General features: G+C 70.0%; 20 protein-coding genes. 13 read left to right on the top strand and 7 right to left on the bottom strand.

What is annotated here, in order from left to right:
- The first annotated feature begins 42 nt into the window (after window positions 1-42).
- Complete coding sequence (locus tag AKJ08_RS10115; RefSeq protein ID WP_082343032.1) at window positions 43-951, top strand: c-type cytochrome; 909 nt, start codon at window positions 43-45, stop codon at window positions 949-951.
- A gap of 53 nt (window positions 952-1,004) precedes the next feature.
- On the opposite strand, the gene AKJ08_RS10110 is transcribed toward AKJ08_RS10115, so the two are convergent.
- Entirely contained in the window at window positions 1,005-2,060 is a 1,056-nt protein-coding gene (locus AKJ08_RS10110; RefSeq protein WP_050725958.1) for a metallopeptidase family protein, read from the bottom strand.
- A 192-nt stretch (window positions 2,061-2,252) separates the two neighbouring features.
- Between AKJ08_RS10110 and AKJ08_RS20645 the strand changes: the two genes are divergently transcribed.
- The 8 genes from AKJ08_RS20645 (at window position 2,253) to AKJ08_RS10070 (ending at window position 14,616) form a co-directional block, all read left to right on the top strand.
- Complete coding sequence (locus AKJ08_RS20645) at window positions 2,253-4,148, top strand: response regulator (RefSeq protein WP_050725957.1); 1,896 nt, start codon at window positions 2,253-2,255, stop codon at window positions 4,146-4,148.
- A 103-nt stretch (window positions 4,149-4,251) separates the two neighbouring features.
- Window positions 4,252-6,918: a valine--tRNA ligase gene (locus tag AKJ08_RS10100; RefSeq protein ID WP_082343410.1), complete on the top strand. Its 2,667-nt coding sequence runs from the start codon at window positions 4,252-4,254 to the stop codon at window positions 6,916-6,918.
- 98 nt (window positions 6,919-7,016) lie between these two features.
- The gene (gene nadC, locus AKJ08_RS10095; RefSeq protein ID WP_050727519.1) at window positions 7,017-7,847 is read left to right on the top strand and encodes a carboxylating nicotinate-nucleotide diphosphorylase; all 831 of its coding nucleotides are present in this window, start codon (window positions 7,017-7,019) and stop codon (window positions 7,845-7,847) included.
- A 329-nt stretch (window positions 7,848-8,176) separates the two neighbouring features.
- Window positions 8,177-11,065, top strand: a complete 2,889-nt coding sequence (locus AKJ08_RS10090) for a ligand-binding sensor domain-containing protein (RefSeq protein ID WP_050725955.1) — start codon at window positions 8,177-8,179, stop codon at window positions 11,063-11,065.
- Between the two features lie 151 nt (window positions 11,066-11,216).
- Entirely contained in the window at window positions 11,217-12,230 is a 1,014-nt protein-coding gene (locus AKJ08_RS10085) for a biotin--[acetyl-CoA-carboxylase] ligase (protein ID WP_050725954.1), read from the top strand.
- On the top strand, window positions 12,214-12,981 hold the full coding sequence (locus tag AKJ08_RS10080; RefSeq protein ID WP_050725953.1) for a type III pantothenate kinase: 768 nt from the start codon (window positions 12,214-12,216) through the stop codon (window positions 12,979-12,981). Before AKJ08_RS10085 ends, AKJ08_RS10080 begins: the two co-directional genes overlap by 17 nt.
- A 34-nt stretch (window positions 12,982-13,015) precedes the next feature.
- Complete coding sequence (locus AKJ08_RS10075) at window positions 13,016-13,528, top strand: tetratricopeptide repeat protein (protein WP_157370603.1); 513 nt, start codon at window positions 13,016-13,018, stop codon at window positions 13,526-13,528.
- On the top strand, window positions 13,525-14,616 hold the full coding sequence (locus tag AKJ08_RS10070; protein WP_050725951.1) for a hypothetical protein: 1,092 nt from the start codon (window positions 13,525-13,527) through the stop codon (window positions 14,614-14,616). Before AKJ08_RS10075 ends, AKJ08_RS10070 begins: the two co-directional genes overlap by 4 nt.
- 22 nt (window positions 14,617-14,638) lie before the next feature.
- Here AKJ08_RS10070 and AKJ08_RS10065 read toward each other — a convergent pair whose 3' ends face one another.
- From AKJ08_RS10065 to ald, 4 genes are all read right to left on the bottom strand, one after another.
- Entirely contained in the window at window positions 14,639-15,787 is a 1,149-nt protein-coding gene (locus tag AKJ08_RS10065; RefSeq protein ID WP_050725950.1) for a response regulator transcription factor, read from the bottom strand.
- A gap of 123 nt (window positions 15,788-15,910) precedes the next feature.
- Complete coding sequence (locus AKJ08_RS10060; protein WP_050725949.1) at window positions 15,911-16,693, bottom strand: zf-HC2 domain-containing protein; 783 nt, start codon at window positions 16,691-16,693, stop codon at window positions 15,911-15,913.
- A 39-nt stretch (window positions 16,694-16,732) separates the two neighbouring features.
- Window positions 16,733-17,395, bottom strand: coding sequence for a sigma-70 family RNA polymerase sigma factor (locus AKJ08_RS10055; protein WP_050727518.1), 663 nt, complete (start codon window positions 17,393-17,395; stop codon window positions 16,733-16,735).
- A gap of 337 nt (window positions 17,396-17,732) precedes the next feature.
- Window positions 17,733-18,863 carry an alanine dehydrogenase gene (ald, locus tag AKJ08_RS10050; RefSeq protein ID WP_050725948.1) on the bottom strand — a complete coding sequence of 377 codons (1,131 nt, stop codon included), beginning with the start codon at window positions 18,861-18,863 and terminating at the stop codon, window positions 17,733-17,735.
- A gap of 251 nt (window positions 18,864-19,114) precedes the next feature.
- Between ald and AKJ08_RS10045 the strand changes: the two genes are divergently transcribed.
- Both AKJ08_RS10045 and AKJ08_RS10040 read left to right on the top strand, forming a co-directional pair.
- The gene (locus AKJ08_RS10045; RefSeq protein ID WP_050725947.1) at window positions 19,115-20,398 is read left to right on the top strand and encodes a radical SAM family protein; all 1,284 of its coding nucleotides are present in this window, start codon (window positions 19,115-19,117) and stop codon (window positions 20,396-20,398) included.
- Window positions 20,399-20,486: 88 nt separating this feature from the next.
- Window positions 20,487-21,290, top strand: coding sequence for an HAD-IIB family hydrolase (locus tag AKJ08_RS10040; protein ID WP_050725946.1), 804 nt, complete (start codon window positions 20,487-20,489; stop codon window positions 21,288-21,290).
- Window positions 21,291-21,837: 547 nt separating this feature from the next.
- Here AKJ08_RS10040 and AKJ08_RS10035 read toward each other — a convergent pair.
- The gene (locus AKJ08_RS10035) at window positions 21,838-22,866 is read right to left on the bottom strand and encodes a CPBP family intramembrane glutamic endopeptidase (RefSeq protein ID WP_050725945.1); all 1,029 of its coding nucleotides are present in this window, start codon (window positions 22,864-22,866) and stop codon (window positions 21,838-21,840) included.
- 96 nt (window positions 22,867-22,962) lie between these two features.
- Here AKJ08_RS10035 and AKJ08_RS19790 point away from each other — a divergent pair, with 96 nt between their 5' ends.
- Together AKJ08_RS19790 and coaBC are read left to right on the top strand one after the other, a co-directional pair.
- Window positions 22,963-23,379, top strand: coding sequence for a YkgJ family cysteine cluster protein (locus tag AKJ08_RS19790; RefSeq protein ID WP_050725944.1), 417 nt, complete (start codon window positions 22,963-22,965; stop codon window positions 23,377-23,379).
- Between the two features lie 40 nt (window positions 23,380-23,419).
- A complete protein-coding gene (gene coaBC / locus AKJ08_RS10025) occupies window positions 23,420-24,688 on the top strand; it encodes a bifunctional phosphopantothenoylcysteine decarboxylase/phosphopantothenate--cysteine ligase CoaBC (RefSeq protein WP_240475289.1) in 1,269 nt (422 codons plus the stop codon).
- 8 nt (window positions 24,689-24,696) lie between these two features.
- On the opposite strand, the gene AKJ08_RS10020 is transcribed toward coaBC, so the two are convergent.
- The gene (locus AKJ08_RS10020) at window positions 24,697-25,710 is read right to left on the bottom strand and encodes a zinc dependent phospholipase C family protein (RefSeq protein ID WP_082343030.1); all 1,014 of its coding nucleotides are present in this window, start codon (window positions 25,708-25,710) and stop codon (window positions 24,697-24,699) included.
- Between the last annotated feature and the right edge of the window lie 40 nt (window positions 25,711-25,750).

Below are 25,750 nucleotides of genomic sequence, written 5' to 3'. Positions count from 1 at the left end.
CGTGTCAAAGGCGGCGTCGGTTTTTGTGGTTGGGGGACACACATGCGTCGCATCGCGAAGTGGGTGGGAATCGCCGTATTGGGGTTGTTGCTCGTAGCGTCGATCGGGGTGGGGGGTGCCGTCCTGGTCGCGAAGCGCGCGATGGCGCGGGTCCACCAGGTGCCCGACGAGCCTCTCGCCATCGGCTCCAAACCGGAGGTGATCGAGGAGGGGAGGAGACTGTTGGCGGCCCGCGGGTGCGCGGAGTGCCACGGCGCGGATCTGGGTGGAGGGGTCGTCCTCGACGATCCGGCGCTCGGCTCTCTCTACGCACCGAACATCACCCTGGGTAGGGGATCGGTGGTCGAGGGATTCCGCGATGCGGACTGGGTGCGGGCCATCCGCCACGGCGTGAAGCGGGACGGCAGGCCCATCGTCATCATGCCGGCGAACGAGTATTACTTCCTCAGCGATCGGGATCTGTCCGCGATCATCGCCTTCGCGAAGACGGCCGCACCGGTCGATCGGGAGCTCCCGCCCCACCGGATCAAGCCCCTGCTGTACGTGCTCACGGCGCTCGAGGTCTTTCCTCTGCTGGCCGCGAACTCGATCGACCACGCGGCGCCGAGGGAGGCCGTCTCCGAGCCGGAGGCGACGAAGGAGTACGGGCGATACCTCGCGAAGGTCCAGTGCCAGGGGTGTCATGGCGAAGGGCTCGGCGGGGGCCCGCCGCCCGGCGCGCCGGCGAGCCTGCCGGTGCCGGCGAACCTCACGCCCGACGAGGCGACCGGGATCGGCAAGTGGACGGAGGCGGACTTCGTTCGCGCTCTCCGGGAGGGGAGGCGGCCCGACGGGCGCGAGCTCGACCCCTTCATGCCGTGGAAGAACTTCCGGAACCTGGACGAAACGGAGCTCCACGCCCTCTGGGCCTACGTGAGGAGCGTGCCGGCGAAGCCTTTCGGCTCGCGTTGATCAGCCGCGGGATTCGGAGCGCGATCCCTTGGGATCGCGCCCCTCGGCGAAGCTCAGTGCAGGTCGCGCTCGCGAAGGTCGTCCTCGTCGAAGCCGAGGAAGTGACCCACCTCGTGGAGGAGGGTGACGCCGATCTCGTCGATCAGCTCCTCTCGGTCGACGGCGAAGCGCTCGAGATTCCGCTGGTAGAGGACGATCGAGTTCGGGAAGTGGGACCAGGGGTCGAAAGTGCCCTTGTCCTTGAGCGGGCTGCCTCGGAAGACGCCGAGGATGGATGGGGAGAGCGGATCCGGACCCTGGATCTCCTCGAGACGCGGGAGCGGCTCGACGGCGATGGCGACGTTGGAGAGGTAGCGGCGCACCTGATCCGGCAGCTCCTTCAGCGCCTCCTCGACGACCTCGTCGAACTCGGTCTCGGTGAGGCGAACCGGCTCCGGGAAGTCCTCGGGGGAGAGCTCCCTCGCCTTGGCGAAGTGTTTCTCGGCGAGACGGAGGTCGTCGCTGCGCTCGGCGACCAGGCCCAGGTAATGGTGGGCCCACGCCAGGTCCGGCTCCTCGCGGAGCAGGCTCTCGAGCTCCTGCTGCACGTCGTCGAAGCGGCAGAGCTCGAAGAGGGCGAAGGCCCTCTCGAGCAGCAGCTCGGGATCGTCACCGAGGATTCCGCGGACCTCGTCCAGAAGGGTAAGGGCGGCGGCGGGCTCGCCGAGGGCCGAGAGCGCGATCGCCTCCAGGAAGGAGAGCTCGGCGGCGATCTCCTCTTCGCCGCGCCTGCGGGCGATCTTCGCGCCCCGGCGGCAGAGGGTCAGGCCCCGCTCCAGCACGGCGGGATCCTCGCCCATGCGCGTGACGAAGAGCTCGGCTGCGCCCCAGATCGCGTCGAGGTCGTTCTTGTCGAGGGCGATGGCGCGATCGAAGGAGGAGATGGCCTCTTCGTCGCGATCGAGGGCCGCCAGGGCCTCCGCCTTGGCGCAGTGGGCCGCTCCCGAGCGCGGGGCGAGGTCGACGGCCTCCTCGGCGCGGGCAAGGGATTCGTCGAGGTTGCCAGCATCGAGGGAGCGGGCGCTCTCGCGGAGGAGCGCCTCGAGTCTTTCATCGGATCGGGTAGCCATGGGCCGGGAGTCTAGGAGCCTCGAGCGAAGGGGGCAACCTGCTGAATTTCGGGGGCCGGGAGGCCTTCCGCCGGCCTCGGGAACGGTGAACCGCCGCATCCCAAACGTTGACAATGGCCGGGTCTTGTGGAGGATGGATTCCCACTTTCGCACGTTTTCGTTAGCGAAAACCGCATTGCCGGGAGAGCCAGGATGGCCCGCACGCTGCTGCTCGCGGACGACTCGATCACCATGCACAAGGTGGTCTCGATCACTGTCGCCCACGAGAACCTCACGGTCGCCGCGGTGACCAACGGCGACGACGCCATCGCGAAGGCGCGGGAGCTCGGGCCGGCGATCGTCGTCGCCGACGTGGTGATGCCGGGCAAGACCGGTTACGAGGTCTGCCACGCGCTGAAGTCCGATCCCGCCACGCAGCACATCCCCGTGCTCCTCCTCTCGGGGGCCTTCGAGGACTTCGACGAGGAGCGGGCCCGGATGGTCCGGGCGGACGGGCGGCTCTCCAAGCCCTTCGAGACCGCCGCGTTCATCGAAGCGGTGCGGAAGCTCGCCGGCGGCGGGGAGCAGGCCCCCGCGGTGGCGGCTCCGGCCGCGACCGGCCCTCGCATCCCGACGATCCCGGTCCCTGCGGGGCTGCAGCCGCAGCCGGCAGCTCCTCCGCGCCCGATCTCGGCACCGGTGGCGGCCCCCCTGGCCCCGTCGGTGCCAACGTTCCCCGGTGTGGCGGCGGCGTCGACGCCGGTGCCGGCGGCCGGACCGTCGGTGTTCGGGGGCGCGCCGCTTGGGCCCGTCTCGTCGCCTCGGCCCACTCCCCTGTTCGAGCCGCCCGGGGCGCCCTCGTTCCCCGCGGGCGGTACGCCCATGGGCGGAATGCTCCCGCCGGTGGCAAAGCCCGGCGTGTCCTTCTCCTCGCCGTTCTCGGTCGCCTCTCCGGTCGCCGCGCCGATGGCCTCGCCGGTCGGGGCCCCGGCCGCTCCGCCGATCGCCGCGCCCGTCGCTGCCCCGGTCGCCGCGACGATGGCCGAGCCGTTCGCTGCATCGGTCGTGACGCCGGCTGCCTCCCCGGAGCCGGATGCGTCCTCGGACGGCGTCGTGTGGGGCGAGCTCGAGGAGCCGACGTTCTCGGGCAACCTGGATGACGATTGGTCGGCGGCCATCCCCGAGATCGACCTCTCGGCGGGTCCGGAGGCGATCCCCGACATCGACCTGTCGGCAGGACCGGCCGCCCCTGCCGAGGTCGACCTTTCGGCGCTGCCGGAGGCCAACCTCGAGATTGAGCTCCCGGAGGAGCCGACCGTCCAGATCGCCGCTCCATCGAATGGCGGTCTCGAGGAGGAGATTTCTCTCGACGACCCAGTCGACGCAAACGAGGGCTGGCTCTCCGAGGGCGGGTCGATCGAGCTCGAGACCACGATCCTCTCGAATCCGAGCGGGAGCGCCGCCCCGGCGGCCCCTACGAAGGAGATCGCCGAAGGTTCGCTCTTCGGCGTCTTCCAGAGCGCCGGACCCGCGAACGCGTTCCAGCCGGTGGCGACGACGGCCGGCATGGGCATCGGCGGGTTCGCCCTCGATGCGCCGGAGTCGATCTTTGGCGGGCTCCCGGCGAACACGGATCCGCAGGTCGAGAGCTTCGAAGATCTCGACGTGGATCCGCCCGCCCCGGTTACCCCGGATGCACCGGTCGCCCCGGCGGTCCCGGTCGCACCTGCTGACCCGGTTGCGCCGGTCGCCTCGGCTGTTCCGGTTGTCCCGGTTGCACCGGTCACCCCGGCTGTCCCGGTCGCACCTGCTGCCCCGGTCGCACCTGCTGCCCCGGCTGCACGCGTCGCTGAGGTCGCCCCTGTTTCTGCCCAGGCTGCCGCCGCCGCGGTCGAGTCCACCGCTGGCGCCGTCCCCCGCGACCTCGTCGAGAAGATCGGCTGGGAAGTGGTCCCGCAGGTCGCCGAGGCGCTCCTCCGGCAGCAGGTGGCCGCGGTCGCCCGCGAGGTGATCGAGCGGATCGCCTGGGAGGTCGTGCCCCAGCTCGCCGAGACCATCATCAAAGACGAGCTCGAGCGCCTGGTGCGCGAGCGGAAGATCGGCGCCTGAGGCCCTCACGCGGGCGCCTCGGGCGCCCGTTTCGTACGGATCCCCTTCGACGGCCGCCACGAAGCGCTTGACGCGCTCGGGCGGCCTGCTTTTCTCTGCGACCATGACCACCCAGACCCACCCCGAGCTTCCCAAGGGCTACGAGCCCGGCGACGTCGAGCAGCGCTGGTACCGCTTCTGGCTCGAGCGCGGCCTCTTCCACGCGGACGAGAGCTCCGACAAGCCCCCGTTCTCCATCGTGATGCCGCCGCCGAACGTGACCGGCTCCCTGCACATGGGCCACGCCGTCTTCGTCACGCTCCAGGACGTCCTCACCCGCTGGAAGCGGATGAGCGGCTTCAACGCCATGTGGCTGCCTGGCGTGGATCACGCGGGCATCGCCACGCAGATGATCGTGGAGCGGGAGCTCAAGAAGACCGAGGGCCTCTCCCGCCACGACCTGGGCCGCGAGAAGTTCCTGGAGCGGATCTGGGCGTGGAAGGAGAAGTACGGCAGCCGCATCACGAAGCAGCTCGAGGTCCTGGGCGCCTCAGCCGACTGGGAGCGCGAGCGCTTCACCATGGACGACGGGCTCTCGAAGGCCGTCAGGGAGGTCTTCGTCCGCCTCTACGAGGAGGGCCTGATCTACCAGGCCAGCCGGCTGATCAACTGGTGCCCGAACGATCGGACCGCGCTCTCCGACCTCGAGGTGGAGCACGAGGAGGGCGCCAAGGGCGAGCTCTTCGAGTTCGCCTACCAGCTCTCGGACGGCTCCGGCGAGATCGTCGTCGCCACCACCCGTCCCGAGACCATGCTCGGCGACACCGCGGTGGCCGTGCACCCCGACGACGAGCGCTACAAGGGGCTCATCGGTAAGACGGTGAAACACCCGTTCGCCGACCGTGAGATCCCGATCGTCGGCGACTCGATCCTCGTGGATCCCGCCTTCGGCACCGGCGCGGTGAAGATCACGCCCGCCCACGACTTCAACGACTTCGAGGTGGGCAAGCGCCACGGCCTCGAGATGATCAACGTCCTCGACGCGACCGGGAAGCTCAACGAGAACGGCGGCCCCTTCGCCGGCATGGATCGCTTCGCGGCCCGTGCGGCGGTGAAGGAGAAGCTCGCCGAGCTCGGCCTCGCGCGCGGCGAGAAGGAGCACATTCTCCCGCTCGGCCGCTGCCAGCGCTGCAACACGGTGGTCGAGCCCTGGCTCTCCACGCAGTGGTACGTGAAGATGGAGCCCCTCGCGAAGCCCGCGATCGAAGCGGTGGAGCAGGGCGACACGGTCTTCATCCCCGAGAGCTGGACCAACACCTACATGTCGTGGATGCGCGACATCCACGACTGGTGCATCAGCCGCCAGCTCTGGTGGGGCCACCGCATCCCCGCCTGGTACTGCGCCGACGGGCACGTCAACGTGGCCCGCGAGGCCCCGGCGGCTTGCGGGACCTGCGGCAAGGCCGAGCTGCGCCAGGACGACGACGTCCTCGACACGTGGTTCTCGTCGGGCCTGTGGCCCTTCTCGACCCTCGGCTGGCCGGAGCAGACCAAGTCCCTCGAGACCTTCTATCCCACCACCGTGATGGAGACCGGCTTCGACATCATCTTCTTCTGGGTCGCCCGGATGATGATGATGGGCCTCCACTTCATGGGGAAGGTGCCCTTCCAGACCGTCTTCCTCCACCCGATGGTCCGGGACGAGAAGGGCGAGAAGATGTCGAAGACCAAGGGGAACGTGATCGATCCCCTCGAGGTCACCGAGAAGTACGGCGCCGACGCGCTGCGCTTCACCCTCGCCGCGATGACGGCGCAGGGCCGCGACATCAAGCTCTCCCTGGAGCGCGTGGCGGGCTACAAGGCCTTCGCCAACAAGATCTGGAACGCCGCCCGCTTCTCGATGCTCCATATGGGCGCCGTCGACATGTCGAGGCCCCTCGACGAGGCGATGATCTCCGACGCGGATCGCTGGATCCTCACGCGCTTCCACCGCGCCTCCGCCGAGGTGATCGAGGCGCTCGAGTCCTTCCGCTTCAACGAGGCCTCGAACCGCGTCTACCAGTTCATCTGGCGCGAGCTCTGCGACTGGTACATCGAGCTCGTGAAGCCCCGGCTCTACGAGGGGACGCCCGAGGAGAAGGCCGCGTCGGCCCGCGTGCTCCGCGACGTCCTCGACGGCAGCCTGCGCCTCCTGCATCCCTTCATGCCCTTCGTCACCGAGGAGATCTGGCAGAAGCTCCCGCGGGCCGAGGGCGACCCGGCCTCCCTGATGATCGCGGCCTATCCCTCGCCGGATCCCGATCGCATGGAGGACGCCGAGGCCGACCGCTTCGACACGCTGATCGAGATCGTCCAGGCCGTGCGCTCGCTGCGGGTGGAGCTCTCGGTGCCGGAGGGCGCCGAGGTCGAGCTCTACTTCGACGCCGATGCCGCGACCGCCTCGTGGCTCGAGGATCGCGCCATCTGGCTGGGCCGCCTCGCCAAGGTGAAGGCCTTCGTCCCCAGGGCGAAGGGCTGGCCCGAGGAGAGCCCCTCCGTGCTCGTCCGGGGCGTCGAGCTCCGGCTGCCAATCACCGGTCTCGTCGATCGCGCCGAGCTCCTCGCGAAGCTCGCCAAGGAGGAGCAGAAGCTCGCCATCGACCTCGAAAAGCTCGAGAAGCGCCTCGGCAATCCGGGCTTCGTCGCCAAGGCGCCGCCGGAGGTGATCGAGAAGGATCGCGCCCTCGCCCAGGAGATGCAGGCGAGGCTCGGGAAGATCCGCGAGAACCAGGAGCGGATCTCGAAGGGCTGATGACCGAGGAGCCAGTCGACGACGAGGCGTCCGCGCGCGCGGACGTCCGTCGCGAACCGGCGCGCGGCCTCGTTGATCGATCATCGAAGGGAAGAGACATGGACGCACTCGACAGGCTCATCGATCTGGCGCTCGCGGAGGACATCGGTCCCGGCGACCTCACCACCGAGGCCCTGATCCCCGACGGCGCGATGGGCGCCGCCGAGTTCCTGTGCAAGGAGCGAATGGTCCTCGCGGGCATCGAGGCCGCGATCCGGACCTTCCGCGCTGTCGATCCGCGCTGCAGCGCGAGCTTCTTCGTGGAAGAGGGAAGGGTGATCGAGGCCGGGACGGTCTTCGGCAGGGCCGAGGGCCCCGTGCGCGCGCTCCTCACGGGCGAGCGCACCGCCCTCAACTTCCTGCAGCGCCTCTGCGGGATCGCCACCAACACCCGCCGCTGGGTCGACGCGGTCGCGGGCTCCCGCCTCCAGCTCCTCGATACGCGAAAGACCACGCCGGGCTTCCGCGCCCTGGAGAAGGCCGCGGTCCGCGCGGGCGGCGGGCGCAACCACCGCTTCGCCCTCTACGACGGCGTGCTGATCAAGGACAACCACCTGGCGGCGGTGGGCTCCATCGAGACGGCCATCGCCAGGGCGAGGGGCCGCGCGCCCCTCCTCACCAAGATCGAGGTCGAGGTCGTCGACGTGGCCGGGGCCGACCGCGCCGCCGCCGCCGGCGCCGACGTGATCCTCCTCGACAACATGGACGACGCGACCATCACCGAGGCCGTCCGCGTCATCGCGGGCCGCGCCCTCGTCGAGATCTCCGGCGGCATCAGCCTCGAGCGGCTCCCGAAGCTCGCCGCCACGGGCGCCGACTTCGTGAGCGCCGGCGCCGTGACCCACCAGGCCCGCTCGGTCGACATCTCCTTCAATCTCGTCGGGGAATGAGAGCGCTGGGTCGTCGACGGCGAGTGCCTCGATGTGACACGCGGGGCGTCTCCCGAGGCCAGGAAATGTTGGCTGGGGAACGCTCCGTCCGTTGACAGTCCCCCGCGTCGGCATGACAGACTGGTGGGTCGAGGGCTCTCGCGGCTTGCGGGAACCCGGCAAACCGCGGTCTCGCGCGAGAGGAGGCGGGTCGTCTCCTCTCGCCGAGCGAAGAGGCTGTCATGCATCTCGGAAGAGTCCTTTCGTCCATCGCGGTCGGGAGCATCCTGCTCGCCGGCTGTAGTTCCTCCTCTCCTTCTCGTCCCGACAAGGAACCGGAAGTCCGTCCGGTGCCCAAGATCGGCGCCACCGAGTGGCTTGGCAGCCATTCGCCGGCGCGGCCGACGGCCGTGCTCCCTGGCGTCACCGGGCCGACGACGCTGATCGGCCGGATCGGCGTGCACCCGCCCATCGACGGCGTGTTTCCGACGCCGCCGGACGGCAGCGAGGTCTATGGCGGTCTCGTCGCCCTCGACACCCGCACTGGCGAGACCCGTACCTACACCTTCAAGGACGGGCTCCCGCAGATGGACTACGCCGACGTCTTCGACGACGGGCCGGTCATCGGCACGGTTCCGTTCGTGGACCTGCATTGGCTCACCCCGGACCAGACGTTCGTTGCGGCTTGTTGGACTCACCTGGTCGTCGGCCGTGCGGAAGGCGATGGCTGGGCCTTCGAGAGCGCGACCCTCCGAGCGGCAGGAGCGTGGGAGAACGCGAGCGTGAGCGCCGTCGCCTATGCCGGCGGGGAGCTCTTCGTCTCGACCGACCAGGGCGTTGCGGTCGTCGAGCCCTCCGATCTGAAGGTGAAGCGCTGGCTGGAGCTGGACGTGAGCCCGGCCTGGACGATGGACGTCGCCGCCTCCGACCTGGACGGCCCTGTCGTTGCGGTCACCTACGCTAGAGCCGGGACCGAGATCGCCGACCGGCTGGCCATCGTTCGTCCCGGCGCCGCTGCCGCCGAAGCCATCGAGCTTCCGCCCGGTGCGCGCCCGATCACGGTGGCCGGCTCCGCCGGCGCGCTGTGGATCGGCCTGAGGGGCATGGACGGACGGGGCCTCGTGAAGGCGCTGGTGTCCGTGGACGGAGAGCTCCGGCTCCAGGACGCCATCGGCGCGGACGCCCTCGAGGCCGCGGGAGCCTTGGGCGGCAAGCCCTTTATCCCCAACCGCATCGCGGTGGACGAGGTGCACGCTAGGCTTCTCGTCGGCGGCGCGATCTCGATGACGACCCCCGGCCGCCAGGGAGGCGTCCTGTCCTTCCCGCTGAGCATGGAAGCCGGATTGACCAACGGCCGTCCGCTCCTCGATCAGCGATGGGGCACCACCGCCATGCTGCCCTGGCAGGTCGAGATCCTCGTCCCCGACGCCCAGGGGCGCCTCTGGATCGCGGGCCGGCAGCTCTGCAGCGAGACCAAGGCGAGCGTCACGGGTCTCTACCGCGTGGAGGGCGTCGGCGAGGACGCGCGCCTCGTGCGCCCGCTCGTCTCCGGCGTCCGCTCGATCGCGGTCGATCCGGTGGATGGGAACACCTGGCTCGGCCTGCGCGACGAGAATCCGGGCCTGGCCTGCGAGGGCCTCTCGATTCAGCAGGGCGTCTGCCGGCTGAAGGCCGACGGTTCGTGTGAGGTGTATGCCCCCAGGGTGAACGCCGACTCGACATGGCTCCCCTCCGACCTCGGCGTCGCCGACATCGCCTTCGGCGAGCCTGCGCGGCGCGAGCTCGCGTTCGCCACCTACCGCGCCGGCACCTTCCTCCGGTCGGGAGACAAGACCGTCTCCCTCATGACCCAGCTCGATCCCGGCATCAACCTTCGGCAGACCTCCGCCGCCTGGGGCGACGGCGGCCTCTGGCTCGGCTCCCTCGCCGAGTGGTCCGACGGTCCGGATCCCGACATCGACTGGGACAAGGTGAACGATCGCAGCCCCCACGGCCTGGGCTACCTGGAGCTGGACGGCTCGGGGAACGTCACGTTCCGCCGCCGCTACTCCCGCAACCAGTCCGATTCGTCGACGATCGACCTCCCGGGCATGCCCTCGAACGCCGCTCTCGACGTCCTCGCCCTCCCGGGCAAGCGCCACGCGCTGGTGGCCCTCGGCGTCGAGCGCCGGCAGGTCACGTATGATCACTACCTACCGGACGAGACGGAGAAGCACATCCTCGGCGGGATCGCCGAGGTCACCGACGCGACCGTGCGTCCGATCGCCGCTCCGGAGGGCGTGACCTTCCGCGACGTGGTCGCCCTCGCGCGCGGACCGAAGGATCGCCTCTACGCGGTGGACGCGGAGGCGGGCGTCTTCCTCGTCGACCTCGCCGCCGGCACGTCGGCCAAGGTTGCCGATCCCGTCTGGGGTCCGGACGCACGGGCGACCACGCTCGCCGTGAACGCCGACGGCTGGATGGCGGTCGGGACGACCGGCGGCCTCTTCGTCTTCGACGTGGACGGCAAGGCGCTCGAGGTCCTCGGCGCCGGTTCCCACGGCCGGATCTGGTCGACCCGCTTCGTGGCGGATCGGATCCTCTACGTGGGCACCGACGGCGGCCTCGCGCGGATCGCCCTCGACTCCTCGAGCCTCCCGGCGCGTGGCCCCGCGGGTTCGCTCGGCCACACCCTCTGGCCCCTCGACCTGGGCTGCGACGGCGCCCGCGGTTGTGCCTGCGACATCGATGAGCAGTGCCAGTGGGGGAACGCCTGCACGTGCACGGTCGACAGCTGCGCCTGTGCGCCGGTAGCGGCCTGCGCCACGGCGCCCTTCGAGGCGGGCTGTGCCTGCACGACGGACGAGGACTGCGGCGATCGCCTGGCCTGCCTCTGCGACGGGGCGGGCTGCGCTTGCGCGGCGGAGCCTTCGGGCGAGGAGTGCCTGGCCGACTGCAGCTGCGACGCCCCGGGCGGATGCCCGGACGGCTGGATGTGCCAGAGCGGGATCGCCGGCCGGAGCTGCGTGCCGGACGAGGATCCCCGGGACGCCTGCCTCGACGACTGCAGCTGCGAAGGGCGGGACGGATGCCCGGACGGCTGGCGCTGCCAGGGCGGCTTCGCCGGCCAGAGCTGCGTGGAGGACGAGGAGCCCCAGGACCCCTGCCTCTCCGATTGCAGCTGCGACGGCCCGGGCGGGTGCCCGGACGGCTGGCACTGCCAGGGCGGCTTCGCCGGCAACAGCTGCCTGCCCAACTAGGGCCCCGGCCTGAGAGTTCGTGAAGAAATTCACGAACTCTCGCGGAGCCGAAGGCGGAGCAGACGAAAAGAAGAGCGATTCCGCGCTGAGCCCTCCCAGACTCCTGGCATTGCGGATTTTTGCCGGGAGTCTGGAGTAAGCTGCCGCGCCTATGCACGCGGGAAAGCCCAGCGCCGAAGAGCTCGTCCTCGCCTTCCTCACGGAAGCCGAGGGCGAGCCCGTTGCGCCCGAGGCAATCGCGGGCAAGCTGGACATGCTTCCGGCAGAGCTCTTTCGCGCGGTCGAGTCCCTTCGGAAGCGGGGCTGCGAGATCGAGGCGCTGCCCGGGCGAGGCTACCGCCTTGTGGCGGCGCCGGACCGGGCAGGCTCCGCCGAGATCGGGCCCTTGCTCACCACGCGGGAGCTGGGCTGGGCGATCCACCATCACGCGGTGATCGGCTCCACCAACGACGAGGCGGTCTCCCTCGCCCGTGACGGCGCGGCCCACGGCGAGGTGGTGATCGCCGATCGGCAGACCGCAGGTCGAGGCAGGAGGGGGAGGGTGTGGGCGAGCCCGCCCCGCGTGAACCTCCACCTCTCCGCGATCCTCCGCCCGAAGCTTCCGCCCCAGCGTGCGCCCGAGCTGGTCGCCGTGGTGGCAGTGGCCGCGGCCGAGACCCTGCGGGACCTCGGCGTCTCCGCGGGGATCAAGTGGCCCAACGACCTGGAGGCCGAGGGCCGCAAGATCGCGGGCATCCTCCTGGACCTCTCGGCAGACGCCGGCCGGATCCACTTCGTCGTAGCCGGGATCGGGATCAACCTGAACGCGACCCGGGACGATCTGCCGGAGGAGCTCCGTGGTATCGCCACCAGCGTGCGACAGGAGGTAGGGGCGATCGTCTCCCGCGCCGAGGTCGCGGCCTCGCTCCTGGCGCACCTGGAGACCTGGCTCGATCGCTTCGAGGAGGAGGGTTTCGCGCCCGTGCGCTCGCGGTATCGGGAGCTCTCTTCGATCCTCGGACACCCGGTACGGCTCACGGAGCCCGACCGCACCCTCGACGGGATCGCCGAAGAGATCGACGAGGCCGGCGCCCTCATCGTCCGGCTCCCCGACGGCGGCACGGAGCGCTTCCTGAGCGGCGACGTGACCAGCCTGCGCAAGAGGACCGATGTTACTGACCGTTGACGTAGGAAACACCAACACCACGATCGGCGCGTTCCGGGGCAAGGAGCTGGTCCACCAGTTCCGCCTCGAGACCAACCATCATCGGACCTCCGACGAGTGGGGCCTGCTCTGCCAGCTCGCGCTCCGGGATCGCGGCGTCGATCCGGCGGCGATCGAGGCGGTGGCGGTCTCCTCGGTGGTGCCGCCCCTGCAGCACACGCTGGAGAGGATGAGCCAGCGCTACTTCCGCGTGAAGCCCCTCTTCGTCGGGCCGGGCGTGAAGACGGGGATGCCGATCCTCTACGACGACCCGCGCGAGGTCGGAGCCGATCGGATCGTCAACGCCGTCGCCGCCTACGACCGCTGGCCCGGGCCGCTGATCGTCGTGGACTTCGGGACCGCGATCACCTTCGACCTGATCACGGCGAAGGGCGAATACCTCGGCGGAGCGATCGCGCCCGGGATCCAGATCGCGGTGGATGCGCTCAGCCGGAGCGCCTCCCGCCTCCCGCGGGTGGACCTCGACCGGCCCACGAAGGCCATCGGCCGGAACACGATCTCGTCGATGCAGTCGGGGATCATCTACGGCTACGCGGCGATGGTCGACGGCCTCTGCGGGCGCCTCGCGCGGGAGATGGGCGGAGCGCCGCCGAAGGTCGTGGCGACCGGGGGCCTCGCACCCCTCCTCGCCGGCGTCTCCGAAGCGATCAGCGAGGTGGACGAGTGCCTGACGCTCTCCGGCCTCCGCCTCATCCACGAGCGAAACCGGTGACTTGGCTTCTTGCCGGGACGGTATGTCCGAGGGCATGATTCGCGCCGTGCCGCGCCCGACCGCATCACCCCCTCCCCGCGAGCTCTCGGCGAAGCTCGAGCAGACCCTCGCCGCCGGCGACGCCGCTTTCGACGCAGGCGATCGGGTCTCCGCTCACGCCGCCTACCGGGAGGCGCAGCACCTGGACGGCAACGATCCGGGGGTGCTCTCCCGTCTGGGCCTCACGCTCACCCTCGTGGGCCGAGACGAGCTCAAGGGCGTGGCGTTCTGCGAGGAGGCGATTCGGCGCGGCGGCGAGGATCCCGACGCCCTCTGGCGCCTGGCGATGGTCTACCTCGCCACCTTCCAGAAGGAGCGGGCGATCCGGACGATCCGGCGGGGCCTGCAGGTGGCGCCGCGCCACGGGCGGCTCGTCGCGGTGATCGACTCCCTCGGGATCCGGCGCACGCCCGTGATTCCCTTCCTCTCCCGCTCCAATCCCCTCAACAAGTGGCTCGGCAAGCTGCGGCACCGCCTGCGCCCGATGAAAGCCGGGACGGAAGAATGACCGACCTCGTCGCAGGTCCGAAGGTCTCTGCAGACGTCCTCTCGCCCGTCCTCCGCAAGCACGTCGATCCGGCTGCGCCGGAGCCGCTGAGGGGCATGGGGGCCAGGCTCCTCGTGCCGGCCTCCCCCCACGACGCCGTCTGCATGCTCTACCTGCTCTCCTTCGATCCGGACGAGCGGGTCCGTGCCCAGGCCCTCGCGACGGCCCAGGCGCTGCCGGACAAGGTCTCCCTCACCGGCCTCCGCGACGACACGGTCCCCCCCGCGGTCCTCGGATGGTGGGCCGATCAGGTCGCGGAGAACGAGCGCCTCGCCGAGCTGGTGATCCTCAACCCGGCGACGCCCGACGAGGCGATGGCCTCGATCGCGGGACGCTGCTCCGAGAAGAACGCCGAGCTGATTTCGCAGAACCAGCTCCGCGTCCTTCGCCACGAGCCGCTCCTCCGGGCGCTGCTCTGCGACGCGAAGCTCTCGGGGGCGCTCCGGGACGGCGTCGCCGACTTCGCGATCCGCTCGGGGATCTATCTCGCCGACGTACCGGCCCTGGTCGACGCCCACCGCCGGATCCACGGCGACGTGCCGCCGGCGCCTCCCGGCGAGACGGCGGCCGCCATCCTGGCGGAGCTCAGCGCCGAGCTCTCCGACGAGTTGGAGGGCGCGCCCCTCGAGGAGGGGAGGCGGGCGACCCTCACCCAGCGGATCATGAACATGAGCGTCGCCGAGAAGATCAAGCTCGGCACGTTGGGCAACAAGGAGGCCCGCGGCATCCTCCTGCGCGACACCAACAAGCTGGTCTGCGTGGCGGCGGCGGAGAGCCCGCGGATCACCGAGGGCGAGATCGTGCAGCTCACCAACTCGCGGACGATCAACGAGGAGGTCCTTCGTGTGATCTTCATGAACCGCGAGTGGATCAAGCTCTACCAGGTGAAGTTGAACCTGGTGAAGAACCCCAAGACGCCGCTTCCGACGGCGCTCCGGTTCCTGCCGCACGTGCGGCCCAGCGAGCTCAAGGACCTGCAGAACAACCGCAACGTCCCCACCGCGATTCGCACGGCGGCCCGCAACCTGATGATGAAGACGAAGCGGTAGGCGCCGTTCCGAGCGGCTTGGTTCAGCCGAGCAGGCGCATCGCCGCGGCCAGCGCGTCGCGAAGCCGGGCTTCCTTCTCTCGTGCAGCCTCGAGCGCGGCCTCCGCGCGCAACGCCCGCCCCTCGAGGGCGGCGGCCTCCCCACGTGCGCGCGAGAGCTCGGTGCCGACGCGCGCGAGCTCCGCGTCCGCCTCGGCGAGTGCGGCCTCTGCCCGGGAGGCCTGCTCCTCGAGCGCCGCGGCCACGCCGCGGGCCTGTGAGAGCTCGGCCCCGAGGCGGGCATTCTCGTCCTCGATGTCGGCGGACCGATCGAGGTCGAGCGTCGTCTCGGCAGTCACGGTGGGCCGAACCGCGACCGGTTCCTCGACGTCGTGCCAGGGCAGGGACGCCTCGATTACGGTGCGCTCCACGCCGGCGAGCCGATCGGCCTCGTCGTCGAAGGCGAAGGTACCGGGGCGGGCGTCGCCGCCGCCGATGCCAAAGGCATCCTGCGAGGCCCCGACGTCGTCGCAATCCACCGCGAAGAGATCCGGCGCGGAGCGGATGTGGTCGTCATTCAGCGCGACGAGGTCGGGCGCGGACTCGGCGGCGTCGTCATCCAGCGAGAAGAGATCCGACCCGGGGTCGTCGCCGCCGACGGACGAGGGCTCCGTCGCAGGCGGGAGGTCGTCGTCGGCGGGCTCTTCGTCGATGCCACCGAAGACGTCGTCGAGGAGGGCATCGGTGTCCACGTCCTCCTCGACCGCCTTCGGCCGTGCCCTCTCCAGGGACGCGACGGGCCCATCGTCGAGATCCTCCGCCGCAGGGAGCAGATCCTCGAGCCGCGCGACGAGCTCCTCCGGATCGAAGGGCTTGAGGAGGTATTCGTCGGCGCGGGTCTTGAGCTTCCTGTGCTGCTCGAAGGTCTGCTCGGTGGCCAGGGACGAGGTCAGCACCAGGCGGGCGCCCTCGAGGAGCTCGTCCTTCTTGATCCGGTTGCAGAGGGCGAAGCCGGCGCTGGGGCGATCGCCGAGCTCGACCGAGAGGATCACCGCGGCGGTCGGCTTCGCGCGAGCCAGCTCGAGCCCCTCGAAGCCGTCCGCGGTCACCTCGACCGACGCGCCGCGGGCTTCGAGCGCCTCGCGCAGCCGGGAAGCGAACGGAACGTCACTGTCGATGATCAGAGCTCGCATGTCCCCTCGTGGCCCCTGCGTGCGGCACGCACCTCGATCGGGCGCGTCCTGGCGAATAGCGGAGGCTAGGCGCGGGGAGCGAGCAAGTCAAAGAACTGACAGTTGGTGACGCGCTCCGGCGTTCTATCGGTCTTCGACCTGCGACACGAGCTGGAAGACGTCGTTCTCGTCGAGGTCCGAGACCAGCGAATAGACGATGCCCTTTTTCTCCCAGAGGGCCACGTTGTAGCCGCGTTCGTTCGCGATGACCACGTCGTGGCCGCCGACGTGCTTGCGGTGACCGTCCGGGAGGTGCACGTCGCCGCCCGGGAACACCAGGAGTGTCATCCGCTTGCTAGGCTCGTCGCCGCCGTACACGAGATACGCCGCCTGCCGATCCTTGACGTTGGCGAGGCGCGCTCCCACGAGCCTGGGGGCGGTGGGGGAGCTGAAGGTGGGGGCGCTGACGTTGAAGTCGACCTTGCCGCGGAACCAGGAGCTCACGTCGCCGGTCGACGCAGGGGTGACCTCGACCGGGAGCGCCCGGGAGTGCTTGTCGATGGCGTCGAGGACCACGTCCATGGGGGCCGTTTCGCTGACGCCTTTGCCGGCGACGACGTAGCCCGTGCTCGCGACCACGACCAGGCCGGCGGCCACCGCCGAGTAGGCTGCGAAGCGCCGCAGGTTCTCGACGGCCCGCTCCTTGGCGATGTCCTTGCGGATCCGTGCGCGCAGGGTTCCGGGCGCCTCGGCGCGGGTCTCCGATGCGCGGGCCTGGAGGAAGGCCCGGAAGGCGAGCTGCCTCGCCACCTGATCGCGACAATCCGGGCAGCCCGAGAGATGGAGCTCGGCCTCGGCACTCTCGCTCGACGCGAACTCCCCGTCCGCGTAGGCGGGGAGCAGGCGCTCGAGGTCACGGCATTCCATCGGATGACCCTCGTGTTGCGGCTCTCATGGAAGAATGCATCAGGTCGCCGCGCGCTTGCGGCGGAACTCGCCGAGGTCAGTGGGGCCCTTCGGCTCCTTCGGAGCGAGCGCCGCGTCGATGGCCTCGTCGGAGACCATGCCCGACCCGCGCGCGAAGTCCTTGAGCTTCTTCTGGAGAAGCTTCCGCCCGCGGTAGAGCCGGCTCATCACGGTGCCCACCGGGCACCCGACGATCTCGGCGATCTCGTTGTACGAGAAGTCCTGGAGGTCGGCGAGGATCACCACGAGCCGGAAGTCGATCGGGAGCTCGTCGATCGAGCGGAGCACGTCGTCCGAGAGGAGGCGGTCGAAGAAATACTGCTCGGGGTTGGCGGCGTACTCGGTGGCCCGGCGGCTGATGAACCGCTCGTGGACCGTCTCCTTCTCCGCGCCCTCGACGACCGTGCGCTCCTTCACCTTCCGGCGGTAGCGGTTGATGAAGGTGTTGGTGAGGATCTTGAAGAGCCAGGCCTTGATGTTGGTGCCGCGCTCGAACTTGTCGAAGAAGCGGTAGGCGCGCAGGAACGTGTCCTGAACCAGGTCTTCCGCGTCCCGCTCGTTCTTGGTCAGCCGCAGCGCAGCCGAATAAAGGGGATCGAGGTGTTCGAGGGTCAGCGACTCGAACTCCCTGCGGGTGGCATTGGTGTGGCGAAAGTCGAACACCGTCTTCTCCATCGCCCCGAAGCGCGTCGGTCCGAAGGGTACCGCAATTCGACGAAAACCCTTCTTACCTTCGCAGGATAACCACTATGCACACCCGAACACGAGGTCCCTTGCCTGTATTCCGGGCGCTCGTATCGCGAAGGAGCTGCGGTGCTCGGGGCGGGTCGCCGCTCCTTCGCGTCCTACTACTGGCGTAGGTACGATGCAGCAGCCGCGCCAGAGGCTCGCGATGGCGCCGAATGCCCCGGAGGACGCGAAAAAGCCCGCCGGCCCAATGGGCGGCGGGCTTCTTCGACAGAACGTCACCGCAGCCGAGGCCGCGGCGCGTCATCCTGACCTACGCCCTGACCTTGCCGGCGAGGGCCTCGGCCAGCGGGGTGTAGGGCATGCCGAGGGAGGTCGCCACGGCCTCGTAGGTCACGGCGCCGTTGTAGGTGTTCACGCCGAGGGCCAGCGGCTTGTCCGACTGGATCGCCTCGATCGCGCCGAGCTGGGCCAGCTTGATGCCGTAGGGCTCGGTTGCGTTGTTGAGCGCGTAGGTGGACGTCTGGGCCACGGCGCCCGGCATGTTGGCCACGCAGTAGTGGACCACGCCGTGCTTGATGAAGGTCGGGTTCTCGTGGGTCGTCGGGACGCAGGTCTCGATGCAGCCGCCCTGGTCCACCGCCACGTCGACCACCACCGAACCCTCGCCCATCTCCTTCAGCATCGCCTCGGTGACGAGCTTGGGAGCGGCGGCGCCGGGGATGAGAACCGCGCCCACCACGAGGTCGGACTCCACGACCGAGCGGTGGATGTTGTGCTGGTTCGAGAAGAGCGTGGTGACCCGCCCGCCGAAGATGTCGTCGAGGTAGCCGAGGCGCTCGAGGTTGGTGTCGAGGATGGTGACCTCGGCGCCGAGCCCGAGGGCCATCTTGGCGGCGTTGGTGCCGACGGCGCCGCCGCCGATCACGGTGACGCGGCCGCGGCGAACGCCGGGCACGCCGCCGAGGAGGATCCCCTTGCCGCCCTTCTCGCGGAAGAGGCTCATCGCGCCCACCTGGACCGCGAGGCGGCCCGCGACCTCGGACATCGGCTTCAGGAGGGGAAGCGAGCCGTTGGGGAGCTGGATGGTCTCGTAGGCGATCGACGTGACCTTCTTCTCGACGAGGACCTTGGCGAGGGCGGGGACCGCGGCGAGGTGGAAGAAGGTGTAGATGGTCTGGCCGGTCTGGATCCGCTCGTACTCCTCGGCGAGCGGCTCCTTGACCTTGACGATCATCTCCGCACGCTTCCAGACCTCGTCGGCCGTTTCGATCATCGTCGCGCCGGCGGCGACGTAGTCGTCGTCGGAGATGAACGAGCCGAGGCCCGCGCCCTTCTGCACGAGGACCTGGTGTCCCCGCGAGGTGAGGGCCCTCACGAAGCCGGGCACCATGCCCACGCGATACTCACGAACCTTGATTTCCTTGGGAACGCCTACGATCACGGCTAGCTGACCTCCGAAATGGCGGCGGAACGTACCTCCGACCGCTTGTCCGGGCAAGTCGACTCGCGTTGAAGCTCGCGAGCCGGAGGCGAGCAAACGAAAAGGAGGGCCCTCGCGCGAAGCGCGAGCTGAAGAGAGCGGGCCCGCTTCGGCGGGGCCGATTTCTTCACTCCGTTGGCGTACTGCCCCGGCATTTGTTAGCAGGGGTCCGCACCTCTGGGCCCGCCGGTCCGACTCCAGGGATTCTCGCCATGGCCTCGCCCCGCCTCCTCTTCGCCGATCCGGAAGGACGCCTCTACGACCACCCGACGCTCCTCGCCGCGGCCCGGCACGGAGAGGCGGTGGGAGAGCCCGACGAGACGCCGGTCCCGCTCCCGGAGTTCGGCCGGGTCACCTCGCTGCCGGGGCGCCTGCCCATCGGCATCGATCCCGAGACCGGGGAGCCGATCATCGTCGACGAGATCACGGTGGATGGGCGCACCTTCGTGCCCACCGCCGTAGGCGCCTTCGTTCAGCCGGGCTGGACGCGGACCCTCCTGCCTGCGGACGAGCCCCTGGCCGGCGCGCCGGTGTTGCCGCAGTGGGCCTATACCGCGGCGGGCTGGGGCGAGGACGGCCCGGTGGTCTGGGCGCTCCACACCGATCGCCGCACCCATTGGGATCCGCGGCAGTTCTCCACGCCGGAGCTCGAGGGGCTCGTGCACGCGCGCCTCCTCGCCGATTCGAGCAATCGCATCCTGCGGCAGCTGAAGATCTGCGCGCTGGAGTACCGCTGCTTCACCTCGCAGAACCTCTTCTACTGCCGCGACGAGGGCGCGATCCCGGCCTCGATCATGTGCAACGCTCGCTGCGTCGGCTGCATCTCGGACCAGCCCGAGGACGGCCCTCCCGCCTCCCACGAGCGGATGGACGACGCGCCCCTGGCCGAGGAGATGGCGCGGGTGGGGATCCACCATCTGGTCAACGCGCCCGGTCGCACGATGGTCTCCTTCGGCCAGGGCTGCGAGGGCGAGCCGCTGACCCGCTGGAAGGTGATCGAGAAGGCGATCCGGAAGATGCGCGAAGCGACCTCCCGCGGCTCGATCAACATCAACACGAACGGCTCGCTCACCGAGGGCCTCGACGCTCTCTTCGCCGCCGGCCTCGACGCCGTGCGCGTGTCGCTGAACTCGGCGAACCCCTCGCTCTACTCGGCGTACTACCGGCCCATCGGCTACGACTTCTCCGACGTCGACGCGTCGATCGGCGTCGCCCGGAAGCGGGGCGGCTACGTGGCCTTGAACCTCCTGCTCTTCCCCGGGGTGACCGATCGGGAGGGCGAGGTGGAGGCCCTCTGCGACCTGGTGGCGCGCCATCGGGTCGATCAGGTGCAGACCCGTTCGCTCTGCATCGACCCCCAGCAGTACCTGGCGGTGGCGGCGGGCGCCGAGACCTCCGGGGATCCCATCGGCGTGCCGCAGCTCCTCGAGCGTCTGCAGAAGGCGAGGCCCGGACTCGTGATTGGCAATTTCGCCCGCGGTCTGGACGAGCGCTGACCTTCCGGGGGCGCAACGTTGAGCTGACGTGCGATTGCCCTCGAAGTGTCGCTTGCAGCCGGCGGGCGGGATCCGTACAAGGCGCGCCATGCGCACACTCGACCACTGCCCCCGCGAGATGCTCGCCGGCCTCCGGGGCCTCCTCACCGACTTCGACGGCACCCTGACCACGAAGGGACGCCTCGAAGCGGAGACCTACGCGGCTCTCTCCGAGCTGAAGGAGGCGGGGCTCTTCCTCGCCGTGGTCACCGGGAGGCCCGCGGGGTGGGGTGAGCTCATCGCGCGGACGTTTCCGGTCGACGCCTGCATCGCGGAGAGCGGCGGCGTGACCTTCGTCAAGGGCCGCAAGGGCGCCGTCCACCGGATGTATTACACGGACGACGAGGCCCGCCGGCGCCGCGATCGGCGCAAGCTCGAGAAGCTCGTGGCCGAGGTCTGCGCCGAGGTGCCCGGCGCCAAGCTCTCGGTGGACTCGGGCTACACCGAGGTGGCTCTCTCCATCGACTGGAACGAGGACGTGAAGCTGTCGCAGGAGGACGCGATCCGCATCGCGGAGGCCTGCCGGGCGAGGGGCGCGCGAGCCGTGCGCTCCAGCCTCCACGTGAACGTCTGGCTGGGCGACTTCGACAAGGCGACCGCCGCCGACCGCCTCCTCGTGGAGGTGGCGAAGGCGAAGCTCCCCCGCGATCGCTCGCGCTTCGCCTTCATCGGCGACGCGCCGAACGACGAGCCCCTCTTCGACGCGTTCTCCGCGAGCTTCGGCGTCGCCGACGTGAAGAAGGTCCGCGGCGAGCTCGAGGCGCTCCCGTCGTGGGTGACGCACTCCAAGGGCGGCGAGGGCTTCCAGGAGCTGGCGGCAGCGATCCTGGTCGCCAAGGAGCTCATCGCCTGATTTTTTGAGCGGGCGCTTTGCAGATCAGTCCGCCTTGTGAGCGGGGATCGCACGAGGTCCCGCCGGCGGCGATCGGTTCGTTTTCCCGAAACGCGTATACGTCGATCGCCCGTTCGTGGCACTGATCGATGTGTGAGCGCACCGGGTGTGCGCGAAGAGCAGCGATTCCGCCTGCTTGCCTGACCGGGAATCATTCGGACGCCAAAGTGTTGAATGAACCCAGAGAGGCTTCGTCAGAAGCCCAAGAAGGCGAAACTTTTTCGAAGGGCGAGCATCGAAGGATCGCCACGATTTTCGCAGAGTAGCTTTCGCAGGAAGTGTCTCCTGCTCTCATTTTTCCGGGGAAGTGCGGATTGGCGGGGCGACCTCGCTCCCGACCGACTTCCGGGTGGCCGATGGTCGCCTACGTCCCTCCCGGCGGAGGACCGGAACCTCCGCCCGCCTCGCGAGCTGCGCGGAGCCGCGAAGCAATCCCGCCACCGCGCCTCAACGAGAGAGGCCCGCCGCGGGCGCAACCCATGCGCCCGCGGCGGAGCTTACTCGACGGTTAGGTCTTCGGCGACGATGGAGCCACCGAGGCGCCGGTCCCTCGATGGTCCGGCTCGTTGGTGCTTGGCGCGGGCTGCGGCGCCGTCTTCCTGCCGATCCGGGCCCCGACCGCTTTTCCGTCGACGACGAAGAGCAGGACGATCGCCACCACCGCCGCCGCGACGCCTATCGCGAGGGGGCGTGCGACTCGCGAGAGGTGGATGTGGTGTCCCGCCTCCTCGTCCACCGCTGAGGTCTCGGGATCGGGCGTCGCCTTCCGTCGCAGGAGCCCAAGGGCGAGGACGACGAAGGGCGCCGAGATCGCCAGGAGGCCGATCGCTTCCAGGCCCGGGAGCTCGTCTGGCGACTGGCCCGAGACGCCGCTGAGCACCAGCGCCGATGCGACCCCGTTCTGGATCGAGTGGGCGAGCATCGAGGGCCAGATCGAGCCGGTCCAGAGCCGGATCAGCCCGAAGACCAGGCCGAGGCCGAAGAGGGCGAGGACCGACGCCGGGTTGAAGTGGACCACGGCGAAGAGGGCGCTGGTGACGAAGAGCGCCCCCTTCCAGCCGTAGCGGGCCCGGAGCACCCGCATGAGGTAGCCGCGGAAGAGGAGCTCCTCGCCGAAGGGCGCGAAGACCGCGACGCCCGCCACCAGCAGGACCCCCTCGAAGACCGAGCGGACCTCGAAGAGGCGCGTCACGTCGAAGCGCGAGGAGATCTCGGGGCCGACCACGAGGCGGTTGAGGGCGTTCAGCGCGCCCGCCGCGAAGAAGCCGGCGCCGGCGGCCAGCACCACCTTCGGCCAAGCCCACGGCTGGGGAGCGCGCATCGCGAGGAAGGGCGCCGGCCGGTAGTTCATCGACCGCACGAGCGCGATCGTCAGCCCTGCGAAGACGAAGAGCTCGTCGAAGGCGATGCCGAACGCGGGGTTGGCGACCTGGACGAAGGAGCCGATCGTCAGGTGGATGGCGAGGACCGCCACCAGGAAGACGTAGGCGGGGCGGGACGCGAGGATCGCTTCGTCGGAAGGGGAGGACGGGTTCAAGGCGAGCGAACTTCTCCACGCCGGGGCCCATCGGTCAAGCCTGCCGGCGACTTCGCACGTACGACGGACGCTACTTCGGCTACGCTGGGGCCCATCGTGGATGCTCCTCCGGCCGAGCGCGGATTCCGATTCGAATGTACCCGCTGCGGCGACTGCTGCCGCCGGCCCGGCTTCGTCTACCTCGCCGCCGACGAGCCCGCCCGGCTGGCGAAGCATCTCGGGCTACCCCTCGCCGGGCTGAAGCGCCGCTTCCTCACGCGCCTCGTCGACGGGACCTGGGCGATCGAGGTCGAGGAGAGCGGCTCCGGATGCCCCTTCCTCGTGGACAACCTGTGCTCCGTGGAGCCGGTGAAGCCCGGGCAGTGCCGCGCCTATCCCTTCTGGCGGGAGCTCGTGAAGGATCCCGCCGCGTGGGAGCGGGAGGCCCGCGCCTGCGAGGGCATCGGGAAGGGCGAGCCGCTGCCGCCGGACGAGGTCCGGAGGAGGCTCCGCCTCGACCCCGGCTCACATTGAATGGCGCGTTGACCCTCCGGGTTCGAAAACGATACGAGCGATGCGCGCCGCCTTCAGGCGCTTCGAGGTCCCGATGTCGCGCGAAGACCGCGGCCCGCTCGCCGGCCGCCGCATCGTCTGGGGATTCGGCGGTGGAATCGCCGCATACAAGGCGTGTCATGCCCTTCGCCTCGCCGTCCACGACGGGGCGAAGGTCCACGCGGCGATGACGGCGGCGGCCACGCGCTTCGTAGGCCCGCTCACCGTCCAGGCCCTCACGGGAGCGCCGGTCCTCACCGAGGTCCTCGAGCCCTCGCAGGAGGCGCAGTACGGGCACCTCGACCTGGCCCGCGGCTCCGACCTGCTGGTGCTCGCCCCCGCCACCGCGGACCTCATCGCGAGGGTGCGGGCCGGCATGGGCAACGACGCCGTCAGCACCACCGCCCTGGCCGTGCGCTGCCCGGTGCTGGTGGCGCCGGCGATGAACGTGGCGATGTGGGAGAACTCCCTCGTCCAGGAGAACGTCGAGGCGCTCCGGCGCACCGGCCGCTTCCACTTCGTGGGACCGGCCTCGGGGCTCCTGGCCGACGGTGACGTCGGTCCGGGGCGCCTGGCGGAGCCGGAGGAGATCCTCGAGGCCATCCGGCGGCTCCTCTCGCCCAAGGACCTGCAGGGTTTGAAGATCGTGGTCACCGCTGGGCCCACCCGCGAGCACCTCGATCCCGTGCGCTTCCTCAGCAATCCCTCCACCGGTCGGATGGGCTACGCGGTCGCCGAGGCGGCTCGGCGCCGGGGCGCCGAGGTCGTGCTCCTCACGGGTCCCACGGAGCTTCCGCCGCCGGAGGGCGTGAAGCTGGTGCGGATCGTCTCCGCCGAAGAGCTCCTCCACGCGGCCCTCGAGCACGCGAACGACGCCGACGTCTTCGTCGCCGCGGCGGCGGTCGCCGATCAGCGGCCGGCGGTGCGCCTCGACCAGAAGGCGAAGAAGCAGGCCGGCGAGGAGTCCGTGGTCCTCGAGAGGACCCCGGACGTGCTCAAGACCTTCTCCGAGCGGGTCGAGGGCAGGAAGCAGCGGCCGATCCTGGTGGGCTTCGCCGCCGAGACCGAGAAGGTGGAGGAGCACGCCAGGGGCAAGCTCGCCGCCAAGCGCCTCGATCTCGTGGTCGCCAACGACGTCGGGGAGGCGGAGAGCGGCTTCGGCACCACGACCAACCGCGTGGTGCTGGTGGCGCCGGACAAGGTGGAGCGCCTGCCCCTGATGCCCAAGACCGCCGTCGCCGACGCGATCCTCGACCGGGTCGCGGCGCTTCGGGCCGCGCGCGGGGCGTAGGCCGACGCCTACGCGGCTTCGTCTTCGGTCTCCAGCTCCTCGGGCGTCGCCTGATCCGTCTGCTCGGCGGAGTCTCGGACGAGGTCGCGGGCGACCGAGCCGGCCCTCGAGGGGAGGTCCGGGAGCTCGAGCTTCCCGTGGATCGCCGCGTGGAAGGCCGGGCGCGTCCTGCGCACGACCTCCGCGGCGTCGTTCGCCGAGATCTCTCCCTTCCGGCTCCCCTCGCGCAGGTTCTGCCGGAGGCCCAGGGCGAAGTGGAGGTTGCGGCCGCCGGTGGGGTCGGCCCCTGCCGCGCGGCAACGCTCGCCGTCGGCGAGCATGCCGAGGATCTGCTCCACGGCGAGCGCCCTCGCGGTCCGGACCTCCTCGTCCGTCAGCGGCAGCTCCTCGTTCTCTGCGGCGACCACCGCGGCCATGGACTGGTACTTCCGCATCCGCGCCGCGAGGAGGAGCTGGTTGAACAGCCGCTTGGAGACGCCGAAGGGGATCACGGCGGAGCCGGCGAGCGCGTCCTCGAGGAACTCGTCGTGGGCGCGGAAGGACGGCCGGGTGATCCGCCTCGCGGTCTGCCAGAGGTCCGGGCCGAGCTTCTGGTCGAAGCGCAGCTCCCAGTAGGCGTGGCCGGTGCGGCGGAAGGCGTGGCCCTGCACGGTCTTGTAGGGGACGTAGTAGTTGTGGGCCACGGTGTCGGCGGCGAGGTGCGCCAGGAAGCCCAGGGCGAAGGCCTGCTGCGGCTCGCCCCGCGCCTTGTCCAGCACCTGCCAGCCCACCTTCCAGTTGTGGCAGTGCACCGCGTAGCGGGCCAGGTTCTTGCCGACGATGATGTCCGCGGCGAGGGAGCCGTAGAGGAAGTCGTCCGCGCACTTGGCGAGGAGGATCCGCATCGCGGAGGGGAGCACGCCGAGCTGGCTCAGGGCGCCGCCCGAGAAATCCAGGTGGGTGAGCGGCCCCCAGGCCCAGGCGTCGCGGGGCCAGAGGACGAGGAGGACTCCGAACGAAAGGACTACGGAAAACCCCTTCAACGTGGTTCATCCTCCGAGCTCGCCGGTCGGCGGTTCATCT

Origin of the sequence: Vulgatibacter incomptus (genome assembly GCF_001263175.1) — a bacterium.
In the GTDB taxonomy this organism is placed as follows: Bacteria; Myxococcota; Myxococcia; order Myxococcales; family Vulgatibacteraceae; genus Vulgatibacter; species Vulgatibacter incomptus.
Note: the sequence above shows the minus strand (reverse complement) of the source record. Positions and strands in the feature narration are given on the sequence as shown.

Coding starts and splice junctions, on each gene's coding strand:
- AKJ08_RS10060 (WP_050725949.1), bottom strand. CDS start 16,693: ATGGAATGCCGTGACCTCGAGCGCCTGCTCCCCGCCTACGCGGACGGG.
- AKJ08_RS10100 (WP_082343410.1), top strand. CDS start 4,252: ATGACCACCCAGACCCACCCCGAGCTTCCCAAGGGCTACGAGCCCGGC.
- AKJ08_RS10075 (WP_157370603.1), top strand. CDS start 13,016: ATGATTCGCGCCGTGCCGCGCCCGACCGCATCACCCCCTCCCCGCGAG.
- coaBC (WP_240475289.1), top strand. CDS start 23,420: ATGCGCGCCGCCTTCAGGCGCTTCGAGGTCCCGATGTCGCGCGAAGAC.
- AKJ08_RS10040 (WP_050725946.1), top strand. CDS start 20,487: ATGCGCACACTCGACCACTGCCCCCGCGAGATGCTCGCCGGCCTCCGG.
- AKJ08_RS10115 (WP_082343032.1), top strand. CDS start 43: ATGCGTCGCATCGCGAAGTGGGTGGGAATCGCCGTATTGGGGTTGTTG.
- nadC (WP_050727519.1), top strand. CDS start 7,017: ATGGACGCACTCGACAGGCTCATCGATCTGGCGCTCGCGGAGGACATC.
- AKJ08_RS10080 (WP_050725953.1), top strand. CDS start 12,214: ATGTTACTGACCGTTGACGTAGGAAACACCAACACCACGATCGGCGCG.
- AKJ08_RS10070 (WP_050725951.1), top strand. CDS start 13,525: ATGACCGACCTCGTCGCAGGTCCGAAGGTCTCTGCAGACGTCCTCTCG.
- AKJ08_RS10045 (WP_050725947.1), top strand. CDS start 19,115: ATGGCCTCGCCCCGCCTCCTCTTCGCCGATCCGGAAGGACGCCTCTAC.
- AKJ08_RS20645 (WP_050725957.1), top strand. CDS start 2,253: ATGGCCCGCACGCTGCTGCTCGCGGACGACTCGATCACCATGCACAAG.
- AKJ08_RS10085 (WP_050725954.1), top strand. CDS start 11,217: ATGCACGCGGGAAAGCCCAGCGCCGAAGAGCTCGTCCTCGCCTTCCTC.
- AKJ08_RS10110 (WP_050725958.1), bottom strand. CDS start 2,060: ATGGCTACCCGATCCGATGAAAGACTCGAGGCGCTCCTCCGCGAGAGC.
- AKJ08_RS10065 (WP_050725950.1), bottom strand. CDS start 15,787: ATGCGAGCTCTGATCATCGACAGTGACGTTCCGTTCGCTTCCCGGCTG.